Source organism: Streptococcus parasanguinis (assembly GCF_001069785.1).
Classification (GTDB): domain Bacteria; phylum Bacillota; class Bacilli; order Lactobacillales; family Streptococcaceae; genus Streptococcus; species Streptococcus parasanguinis_T.
The window spans coordinates 40524-51339 of the sequence record NZ_JVSR01000002.1; the positions used below are offsets into that span (position 1 = coordinate 40524).

Here is a 10816-nt window from a genome sequence, read left to right on the forward strand (position 1 = left end):
ATCGTTTGCATAAAGTGGTAAATGATGAAAAGAGAGTATAGTAGGAGACGAGACAGATGGAATTAACAGCGATTTATCATCGGCCTGAATCGGAGTATGCCTATCTTTATAAGGACGGGCAGCTTCATATTCGCATCCGGACCAAGAAAGAAGATATCAAACGGATTGTCTTGCACTATGGGGATCCCTTTATTTTTATAGAGGATCTTTATGAGGCAACTAAGGAAATGGACAAGGTGACGACAGACGACCTCTTTGATTATTGGCAAGTGTCGGTATCTGTCCGCCATGCCCGGATCCAGTACCTCTTTGAATTAGAGTCCACGGCGGGAGAGAAGACCTTGTACGGAGATCGAGGTGTAGCAGCCTACACCAAGGAGAACCTGGACTTCGTCATGAACGGCTTTAAGCTTCCTTTTATCCATGAGATTGATGGGTGTGCTGTTCCAGATTGGGTGGCGCAGACGGTTTGGTACCAAATCTTTCCTGAGCGCTTTGCCAATGGGAATCCAGCCATTTCACCAGAAGGCGTCCGCCCTTGGGATGCCTCTATTGCTCCTCAAGTATTGGATTTCTTTGGTGGAGATTTACAAGGGATCATCGATCACTTGGACTACTTGCAGGAGTTAGGGATTACAGGGCTCTACCTTTGCCCGATTTTTGAATCTCCAAGCAACCACAAATACGATACCATTGATTATTTTGAAATTGATCGACATTTTGGTGATAAGGACACCTTCCGCCAGCTAGTGAAAGAGGCCCATGCGCGTGGGATGAAGATTATGCTGGATGCCGTCTTCAACCATATTGGCTATGATTCACCCCAATGGCAGGATGTGGTCAAATACGGGGAGGATTCGATTTACAAGGACTGGTTCCATATTAAAGAGTTCCCTGTCTCCTCAGAAAATCTGTGGAATAGTCGCGACTTGTCTTACCATGCTTTTGCCTTTGCGGGCTATATGCCTAAGCTCAATACGGCTAATCCTGAGGTGAAGGCCTATCTTTTGAAGGTGGCGACTTACTGGATTGAAGAGTTTGATATTGATGCTTGGCGACTGGATGTGGCTAATGAGATCGACCATCAATTCTGGCGGGATTTCCGTAAGGCGGTCTTGGCCAAGAAGCCAGACCTCTATATCCTCGGGGAAATCTGGCATTCGTCCCAACCTTGGCTCAATGGTGATGAGTTCCATGCCGTGATGAACTATCCGCTCTCTGAAAGTATCAAGGATTATTTCCTGCGAGGACATAAGGAGACGCAACGCTTCATTTGGGAGATCAATAGCCAGTCTATGTACTACAGGCAGCAGATCTCTGAGGTGATGTTCAACCTCTTGGACTCCCATGATACAGAACGCATCCTGACAACGGCTAAAGGCAATCTTCAGTCCGTCAAGTCTGCTCTTTCCTTCCTCTATCTGCAACGAGGAACGCCTTGTATCTATTATGGAACGGAGCTAGCCCTCATCGGTGGCCCAGACCCAGATTGCCGCCGTGTCATGCCTTGGGAGCGCGTGTCAGCGGACAATGACATGCTGAACTTTATGAAGGAATTGATCCAGCTACGAAAAGAAGTGGCGGGCATGATTCAACATGGTAAAGTGAGCTTAGAAGAAGTAGAGCCAGATATAGTAGCAGTAGAATGGCAGCATGAAGGACAGTTTCTTAAAGCCTATTTTAACCACTCTAAGAAAGAATTTGTATTAGAAAGAAGACAAGCAGATCTGATCAGCCATGGGACCATTTCCGATGATCGATTGATCATTCAACCGAATGGATTTGTTATTTATAGAGAAAATTAGGAATGAAGTAGACTGGAATCGAAAGATTGCAGTCTTTCTTTTTTATTAATAGTTTCTTTATTCGTGCCCTTATATTATAATAGGAGATGAGAAAGGGGGAGACAGTGATGAAGATATTAGCAATCAATCCTATTTCATTTTAAAAAAGAATGACAGAATTTCTGTTTGATTATCTTTTCATTCTAGCTTATTTAGTACTTCTGTTTTTAGGTTCGATGCTTATTTACATCATCTTTTTTAATGGCGTCCCAGAGTTTACAGAAATTCAGTCACAGTGGCTTGTATTTTTCACCTCTGTTTTGCCAATCACGCTCCTGTTCACATTCTTGGATTATAAAAATGATGGCAGTTTTGGGAAGGTAAAAGCGGGACTTGAACTGGTCTACCAGAAAAAAACAGTGCAGGCAAGCTTAATCAGAAACACCATTAAATTTTTACCTTGGCAAATCGGTCATATGGGCACGATTCATGGTTTCTATAGTGAGTTTGATGTGTTATCCATTAGCCTCTCTATTTCGGCGACTCTCCTCGCAGTTTTGCTACTGGCAATGACAATGTTTAGAAATGATAAGAGGCATCTAGGAGACCTGCTAGCCCATACGCAAGTGCAACTAAAAGGTGACTAGGATGAAATGTTAGGCTGTCGATAAGAAAAAATGGAAACATAGCTAGGAAATAGGGCTATGAATGAGACTCTAGAATTCACAAATCTTTGTATGGTAAGAGACGGCGATAGAGTTCTTGTTATGGATCGTGAGAAAGAGTCTAGGCAAGGAATGACATTGCCTGGTGGTCCTGTCACAAATGTTGAGTCTTTTATGGAACCAACTCATTTTTTAACATCATTAAGAATGAGTTGCTATATTTAAACAGGGATTAATAAAACCGTTATTGAAGGATTCTATAGGAATTGTTTTGAGTGACTGGAGAAGTTAATTCTCCTAGTGTTGAGTGACAATATTGTTTTATTAAGCATAAAATAACAAATTAGACTAAAAACAAGTAAAGGTATACATTATGAAAAAATTTTTTATATTTATTTTTGCGATGTTTGGATTGATGGTGGGATTTGTAGCTATTGTGTTAAGTGGTTATTATAGAGATTATGAAAAATTTCATAATAGATCAAGCTTTCCAGAACCGAAAGAAAATTTACTAGTACCAGTAAGTACAAGGGCATATGCAAAAGCTAAATCTTGGTCAGAGAAATCTCCTTTATCGAAGCAACAAATTAAAAATTATCTTACTAAGTATGGCAGGTATTCAGAGTATACTTCCCAGTCCGCTGTCAATAAGCTTAATATAGACTGGAAAGATCAGGCTGTTTTAAGAGCAAAATCATATCAAAAGTTTCATTATTCAAAAGAAAAGTTAGTTGGGCAACTTGTAGATGTTGATCTATTTACTCCAGAAGAGGCTGACTATGCTATAGAAAAAGTTCATTTCGATTGGAAAGAGGAAGCTGTGAAAGAAGCGGAATCTTCTGCAAACGGTGGCAATATTTCGAAAGAAAGGTTATTAGAAATACTTGTTGAAAATAGAAAATTTACTCAAGAGGAAGCGGAGTACGCAATAGAACATGCTCAAGTAGATTGGTTAAATTAAACAATAATTTTACTATTGATTTGAAGAACTTAAAAGAGGCTGATGAATCTAAAATAGCTACGATAGAAAGTAATGAAAAGTGGCATAATGAAAATAAGGACACAATTTCTATTTATGATCGCTATTTGAACAGTGATGATTACAAAACAAGTCCAATGAAAAATATTCAAGATCAACTGAAAACATTTTTGATGGACCATCACTACTATGAGGTCGCTATTCCGCTGATTAGACAATTTAGTAAGAGTTACGATCATTATTATAAAAAACTAACTGAGGCAAGTGACTATTATTTAAAGCAAAAGGGTGATGCTCCACAGTAAATCGGAAATTAATATCCTTCATAAGATTTTACGATTAAGAGATAGAGTGAGGGATGACTTGCCCTTGCTCTATTTTTCGGTTCCTTTAGTTGTAGTTTTCACTACATAAGTGTATAATGTGCTCTTAGATAAACAAAATAGGAGAATGAGGAGTTTTAAATGGAATTAAAAGATTTTACAGAACAAGAACAAGAACAAATCAAGCAAGGATTGAGCACAGCTGAGATTTCTGATAAAGAAGCAGGTAAGAAGTTGCTGGCTCTTGTACCGCAAGAATGGATCAAACGCATTCCTTTCTTTGTCAGAGGGCATGCGACGACCAAGACAGTTGAGCGTGTAGCCAAGCAATACCCTGAACTCTATGCAGTGGCGAAACGTCAAGGCGACCTTCCTGAAAAAGAAGGAGAAGAGCTCCGAAAGATTATGACAGCCATCTTTGAAGAAAAGATGAACAAACACAAGATTAAATAATCTTTTATAACACTTTGTTATTTTTTATTTCACATAGAATGAGTGATTGCAGTTGAAATGCAGTCACTTTTTTATTTACTAGCCATAGAGACTTTTACACTAGTAAATAAAAATGAACAATATTTCATGATATAATACTAATGAAAGCAGTTCCAGAGGGATGAAAATTTCATTGGAGAAAAACAAGTAAAGGTAGTCATGATGAAAAAGTTTTTGATATTTATTTTTACAATTTTTGGATTATTTGCAGGAATGCTAGCTCTTATAGTAATTGATTATGAAATAAATTATAATAAATGGATAAATTCACGTTCAGGATCACAGTTGACTAATCCTGTACAAAAATACTCTTCTTCAAGTGATGGAAATAAGGATGATTTTGAATCATCAAAACAAGAATACGCTACTTCAAGTTCTAGTACACAGAATTATGATTATAGAAAATACACTTCTTCAAGTGATGAAAATGAGGACGATTTAGAATTATTATTTAATTTGCTTGTGAAAAAACTTTTTCATCCAACTTTAGTAGAAGAAGAATTTAAAAGGGCATATGCAACAGCTAAGCAACTGTCAAAGGATTCTCCTATTTCGAAGCAGGCTATCAAAAATAAAATAAAGATTTATAATTATTCAGAAGGAGCTAACCAGTACGCTATATATAAGCTTAATATGGACTGGAAAGAGCAGGCTGTTTTAGCAGCAAAATCACTTCAAAGGTATCGTTATTCAAAAGAAAAATTAGTTTGGCAACTTATAAATGTTGAACTATTTACTCAAGAAGAGGCTGACTATGCTGTAGAACATGTTAATTTCGATTGGAAGGAGGACGCTGTGAAAGAAGCGGAATCTTATGCAAACGGTCGCAAGATTACGAAAGAAAAGATATTAGAAATACTTGTTGAAAAAAGAAAATTTACTCAAGAAGAAGCCGAGTACGCAATAGAACATGCCAAAATAGATTGGTCGAATTAAACAATAGTTTTAATTTTGATTTTTGTAATATATTGAAGAGCTGGACAGTTGCCAGCTCTTTTTCGCTGCTTATAATCTTTTCTTATTTCGTAAAAAATAGTTGGAGCTAACCTAGTTTTAAACTATAATAGAGGAGAAGGATTATCAATATGAAAAATTTATGGTACAAACATTTTAATCAATAGAAAAGGAACCACTTTATGAAACCATCTAAAAAAATCATGCTCCTTACTAGCTGTGCCTTGGCGATCTTTGCTTTAGCGGCTTGTGGTAGCAACCAAAAGCAATCCAAGGAAAAGCAGGAAAGTTCCACTGTGCAGAAATCTAGTTCAGATAAGGAGCGCTACAGGGGAAGCTACAGCAACCTCAACAACAAGGCGAGTGTCGAAGAAGTGCGGACTCTTTTGTCTGCTTATTTGGATCGGGAAAGTGTAGATAAATTTCTGGGTCTAGTAACGGATTACGATAGCATTGTCGGCTCGGTCGGCTTGACGGGTGACTTCAGCACCTTCAAGAAAACAGACTACAATGTTGAGAAGATCAGTGACTTGTGGACCAAGAAAAAGGGCGATTTCGTCGGGACCAACTGCCGGATCAATAGCTATACTCTTCTGAAGAATCGCATCGAGATTCCTAAGATGAAAGCGGATAGTGAACTTTTGTTCGTGGACAATGATGCGATTGACAAAGGGAAGATCTTCGGTGAGGCAGACAAGGAAGCCTTTAACATTCTGTATTCACGGGTTCCGACAGAGGCGACAACGGATGTCAAGGTCCATGCCAAGAAGATGGAAGAGTATTTTGCTCATTTCAAGTTCAATGAAAATGCGCGCATGCTTTCTGTTATCGTTCATGATAACCTGGATGGAAATACCCTTTTTGTCGGCCATGTCGGCGTTTTAGTTCCTGCAAAGGACGGCTATCTCTTTGTCGAAAAGCTGACCTTTGAAGAACCCTATCAAGCCATCAAGTTTGCGACCAAGGAAGATGTCTACAAATACTTAGAGACCAAGTACCAAGACTACACAGGCGAAGGTCTGGCTAAGCCCTTTATCATGGATAATGAAAAATGGGTTGAGATGAAGTAGAGGATGAAAGACAGCGTGTTAGAATTTAGAAAGATAATGGAGAGTGCTCCGATTCTATATGTGCTCGTTTTCTTGCTCTCTTCTACTGTTCTCCTTTTCCTGAGAAGAAGGGCAATTGTGAGACGTAGCGGCGGTCCCTTCTTTGCTCCCTTCCATATTAACCGTGGAATCTTCTATATCCATGCCGCTCTGTGTTTCAGTCGTCGCAGGATCCCACTGAAAGAGATCAAGCAAATCACCTATGCAATTTTTCGTGGACGATCTGGTGGTGGGGCTCGCTATGCTTTCTATATCGAACTCAGAAATGGAAAGACTATTCCCTTCTTTTTTGGAAAAAGCAAGCGGAATGAAGCTCTGGTTGAGAAGCTCAAACGAAATGCAGGTAAGTATGGGTTTAAAGTAGATAGCACTGGTAATTAATTGAAAGAAAAAGGAATCGCGAATGAGTAGAAAGCAAGCCCTATCTATGTATTTGTTAGGGACCTTTGGTCAAGTATTAGGAGTCAGCCTTCTGGTTTGTTTTTTAAGAGCAGGAGGAGTCAAGGTTGATTTTACATCATCATTTGGTATCATCGCTATTATTGTAGGTGGCTTATCATCTGCATTTTGGGGTAGTCTTGCTAGTATTGGCTACTATCAATCTAGTTTCAAACAACTTCTAAAAGATTTTTTTCAAGTCAAAGACAGTTTGGCAAATTATTGCTTGGTGCTCGTTTTCTTGTTACTCGACTTTTTCCCATTTATCTTAGGTGGTAAGATCACCACTCAATCGTTGGTCTTGCCAGTAGTGCTCTTTTTCAAGGCTCTTCTTTTTGGTGGAGTTGAAGAAATTGGCTGGCGTTATTTCTTTCAACCAACTTTGCAGGAAAAAATACCTTATTTTTCAGCTACTTTGATCACCTTTTTAGCTTGGTCTAGTTGGCATCTACTATACTTTTATATCGACGGTTCTTTAGCTGTCATTCAATTGTTTCCGTTTCTAGTAGGTCTGCTAACTAACTGCTTTATCTTGTCGGCCTTGTATCATAAAACGCAAAATTTATGGCTCTGTGTCATAACCCATGCCTGTATCAATTCCTTGTCTCAGATGATAGTGAATGAAGAGGTATAGCTATCTATCGTCAGTAAAATTCTTATTATTAGTTTAGCAATCTGGATTGCAAGAAAGAAGTATATAACTGTAAAGGAAGAAAAATGAGCAAATTTATTTCAAAACAATCAGTCGCTATCTGGTATGCATTGACTGCCCTCCTTGCTACATTTCTAGTCGGGCAAGTGATCCTTTGGTTGTTCCCAGATAGGAGTAGTATGGGGGCCTCACTACTGTTTATCCTAATGAACTTGATTCCCATGATTGTAGCTGCTGTCTTTTCTCTTGTGTTGGGTGAAGTCAACTCCTTGGATAAATTTTTCAAAAAGGTCTTTCTTCAAAAAGAAAGTCCCCTATCCTGGATCCTAGCATTCTTCATCCCCGTCATCTATTATGGAATCTCCATCCTGCTCATGAATGTTCGCTTTACTGGGAACTCCCTCTTGGCCTTCTTTCTTTATTTCCCCTGGACCTTATTATATGGCGGTCTAGAAGAAGTCGGTTGGCGTTGGTTTTTACAAGATCATCTTTCCTATAGTAAGCACTTTATACCTAAAATGATGCTTCTTTCCATTGTCTGGTTCCTCTGGCATATTCCTATCTATCAACTCCCTTGGATTACAGCAGGTTCGTCCAACTACCTCATCTTTTACCTGATGATCTTAGGGAATACCTTCCTATTTGGAGCGCTTAGGGAGTACTCGAAAGGAGCTGTCCCTTGTATCCTCGCTCATATGCTAATTGATAGTCTGGCTGTCCTTATGCTGGTTCAAAGTTCTCTTCCTCAGATTATCTTTCTAGTTATTTTCGAAATCCTTGTATCCTCTTGGCTAGTGGCTATACGAAAATCAGAGAAATAGAGTTGTACCTCTTCGGTGGAAGTCTGTCATCTTTACCCTTTAGGAATTCAATGTAAAGTCCATAAAATGCTATAATCAGTTTAATGAAGATGCTAGATATAGGATCAAAGTATCAACATAGTGTTATTTTTATCTATAATGAGAGGGGGAAAGACCATGCAAAAAACCTTTCAGTTGTTGCGAAGAGGAGATATAGAGGGAGTCCGTCAGATATTGGATAAAAAGCCTGAAGAAGTCAATGCTGTTTCGGGTGACAAACCTAAAAGAGATCAGGGACAGTCACTCCTTCAAGTCGCTATCAAATCGGGACATTTAGATATTGCAGACTTACTCATTGATAGAGGGGCAGATCTTAACTTTATCGAAGAGCCGACAGAGCTGAATCCATTTTGTCAACCAGTCATCCAAACAGCCGGTGGACGAGCTGTATTTGACTGCAGGCGCATGATCAAACGCTGGAATGGCCAATATGAAATGTATTCGTCTAAGGAAAAGGCTGACCTGTCTTTCAAGGTTTTTGAGAAAATGTTGGAACTTGGAGCCGATATTTCTCAGAAAGACAGTCATGGTGGGACTTTGTTGCAAACTATTTTAATTGAAACCAAGGAAGTGCTGCCATCTTATTATTGGAAAACAAAAGAAACCAGCGATAATGTCCTCATAACGGATGAATTACGTCATGATTTAAATCGTATTTATGATCTATTAATTCGTTACGGTGTGACTGCGGACGAAATAGCTGTCTATCAGAAGATTCCTCTCAAAGAACTTTATCAAGACAGCCCGACCATGGAGTTCTTAAATCGGTTAGATCAGAACAGATCTTGATAAGCATTTGAATACTAGTTAAAAAAACCTCAGGGCTCTTTTAACTTTTCCTGACAGAGCTGGAAGTACTAGGAAAATGTTAGACCGGATTTTCTTAAAAAAATGGATACAAATCCTAGATGAAATAGAGTATACTAGTTTGTGAAAGAACAAGATTTTTAAGTATCTAATTTAGGAGGGCAGTTTATGTCTCAAGAAACTTTCATCATGGCGATTGACCAGGGAACCACTAGTTCGCGGGCTATCATTTTTAATAAAAAAGGCGAGCAAGTTAGCTCTAGTCAAAAGGAGTTCACTCAGATTTTTCCGCAGGCTGGCTGGGTGGAGCACAATGCCAATGAGATTTGGAACTCGGTTCAGTCGGTGATCGCTGAGGTCTTTATCGAAAGTGGCATCAAGCCCAATCAAATCGAGGCGATCGGCATTACCAATCAACGGGAAACGACAGTTGTTTGGGATAAGAACACGGGCCTTCCTATTTATAATGCTATTGTCTGGCAATCACGTCAAACTGCTCCACTGGCTGAAGAACTTAAAAACCAAGGCTATGTAGGAACCTTCCACCAAAAGACAGGTTTAGTCATTGATGCCTACTTTTCAGCTACTAAAGTCCGTTGGATTTTGGACCATGTAGAGGGAGCACAAGAGCGTGCGGAGAAGGGCGAATTACTTTTTGGAACCATTGATACTTGGTTGGTCTGGAAGCTGACGGATGGAGCTGCCCACGTGACAGACTATTCCAATGCAGCCCGTACTATGCTCTACAATATCAAAGAACTGAAATGGGACGATGAGATTTTGGAAATTCTCAACATTCCTAAAGCCATGCTTCCTGAAGTGCGTTCAAACTCTGAAATCTATGGCAAGACAGCGCCTTTCCATTTCTACGGTGGACAAGTACCGATTGCAGGGATGGCGGGAGACCAGCAGGCTGCTCTATTTGGCCAATTGGCCTTTGAACCTGGTATGGTCAAAAATACCTACGGAACTGGATCTTTCATCATCATGAATATAGGTGAGGAGATGCAGTTATCAGAGAATAACCTGCTGACGACGATTGGTTATGGGATCAATGGCAAAGTCTACTATGCCCTTGAAGGATCTATCTTTATCGCTGGAAGTGCCATTCAGTGGCTTCGTGACGGTCTGCGGATGATCGACAGTTCTCCTGAATCTGAAGCCTATGCTCTGAAGTCTCAGAACCAGGATGAAATCTATGTGGTCCCTGCCTTTACGGGTCTTGGAGCACCATATTGGAACCAAGAGGCGCGTGGTTCTGTCTTCGGACTTACCCGGGGAACGACCAAGGAAGACTTTATCAAGGCAACCCTTCAATCCATTGCCTATCAAGTACGCGATATCATCGACACCATGCAGGTAGACGCCAAAACTCCTATCCCGGTCTTAAAAGTAGATGGAGGAGCAGCGAAAAATGATTACTTAATGCAGTTTCAGGCAGATATTCTTGGAATTTCGATTGCCCGCGCGAAAAACTTGGAAACAACGGCTTTAGGAGCAGCCTTCCTAGCAGGTCTGACCGTAGGCTATTGGAAGGACTTGGAAGAATTAAAATCTCTTCATGGAGCAGCTCAAATCTTTGAACCAAAGATGGATGAAGCTCGCAAAGAGAAATTGTACAAGGGGTGGAAGAAAGCAGTCAAAGCCACTCAAGTATTTGCGGAGTCCGATGACTAAAGGGATCAATCAAACGAATAGTTTATAAGAGAGAGTGGGACAGAAATCGGTCATTCGTTAGAATTCGATTTCGTCG

The 10816-nt window shown here is 39.8% G+C and carries 11 protein-coding genes and 1 pseudogene; all 12 read left to right on the plus strand.

All coding sequences use genetic code 11. From position 1 onward, the window contains the following. The first annotated feature begins 56 nt into the window (after positions 1-56). The 12 genes and pseudogenes from ADG03_RS00250 (at position 57) to glpK (ending at position 10740) form a co-directional block, all read left to right on the plus strand. A complete protein-coding gene (locus tag ADG03_RS00250) occupies positions 57-1805 on the plus strand; it encodes a glycoside hydrolase family 13 protein (RefSeq protein ID WP_049472776.1) in 1749 nt (582 codons plus the stop codon). Between the two features lie 149 nt (positions 1806-1954). After that, complete coding sequence (locus ADG03_RS00255) at positions 1955-2431, plus strand: RDD family protein (protein ID WP_239667191.1); 477 nt, start codon at positions 1955-1957, stop codon at positions 2429-2431. Positions 2432-2822: 391 nt separating this feature from the next. Further along, complete coding sequence (locus ADG03_RS00265; RefSeq protein WP_049472777.1) at positions 2823-3410, plus strand: Ltp family lipoprotein; 588 nt, start codon at positions 2823-2825, stop codon at positions 3408-3410. Beyond that, positions 3398-3733 (plus strand): hypothetical protein, encoded by a 336-nt coding sequence (locus tag ADG03_RS00270; RefSeq protein ID WP_003006842.1) that lies wholly within the window; start codon positions 3398-3400, stop codon positions 3731-3733. The genes ADG03_RS00265 and ADG03_RS00270 overlap by 13 nt, the downstream gene beginning before the upstream one ends. 159 nt (positions 3734-3892) lie before the next feature. Continuing rightward, positions 3893-4204 carry a hypothetical protein gene (locus tag ADG03_RS00275; protein ID WP_021153069.1) on the plus strand — a complete coding sequence of 104 codons (312 nt, stop codon included), beginning with the start codon at positions 3893-3895 and terminating at the stop codon, positions 4202-4204. Between the two features lie 198 nt (positions 4205-4402). Next, on the plus strand, positions 4403-5179 hold the full coding sequence (locus ADG03_RS00280) for an Ltp family lipoprotein (protein ID WP_239668696.1): 777 nt from the start codon (positions 4403-4405) through the stop codon (positions 5177-5179). 200 nt (positions 5180-5379) lie between these two features. After that, positions 5380-6267 (plus strand): DUF4300 family protein, encoded by an 888-nt coding sequence (locus ADG03_RS00285; protein WP_049472778.1) that lies wholly within the window; start codon positions 5380-5382, stop codon positions 6265-6267. 3 nt (positions 6268-6270) lie between these two features. After that, a complete protein-coding gene (locus ADG03_RS00290; RefSeq protein WP_049472779.1) occupies positions 6271-6687 on the plus strand; it encodes a hypothetical protein in 417 nt (138 codons plus the stop codon). A gap of 22 nt (positions 6688-6709) precedes the next feature. Continuing rightward, positions 6710-7465: pseudogene (locus ADG03_RS00295) on the plus strand (CPBP family intramembrane glutamic endopeptidase). After that, positions 7462-8217 carry a CPBP family intramembrane glutamic endopeptidase gene (locus tag ADG03_RS00300; RefSeq protein WP_049472780.1) on the plus strand — a complete coding sequence of 252 codons (756 nt, stop codon included), beginning with the start codon at positions 7462-7464 and terminating at the stop codon, positions 8215-8217. Before ADG03_RS00295 ends, ADG03_RS00300 begins: the two are co-directional and overlap by 4 nt. Before the next feature lie 156 nt (positions 8218-8373). After that, entirely contained in the window at positions 8374-9045 is a 672-nt protein-coding gene (locus ADG03_RS00305; protein ID WP_049472781.1) for an ankyrin repeat domain-containing protein, read from the plus strand. Between the two features lie 186 nt (positions 9046-9231). Continuing rightward, complete coding sequence (gene glpK, locus ADG03_RS00310; RefSeq protein ID WP_049472782.1) at positions 9232-10740, plus strand: glycerol kinase GlpK; 1509 nt, start codon at positions 9232-9234, stop codon at positions 10738-10740. Positions 10741-10816 lie beyond the last annotated feature (76 nt).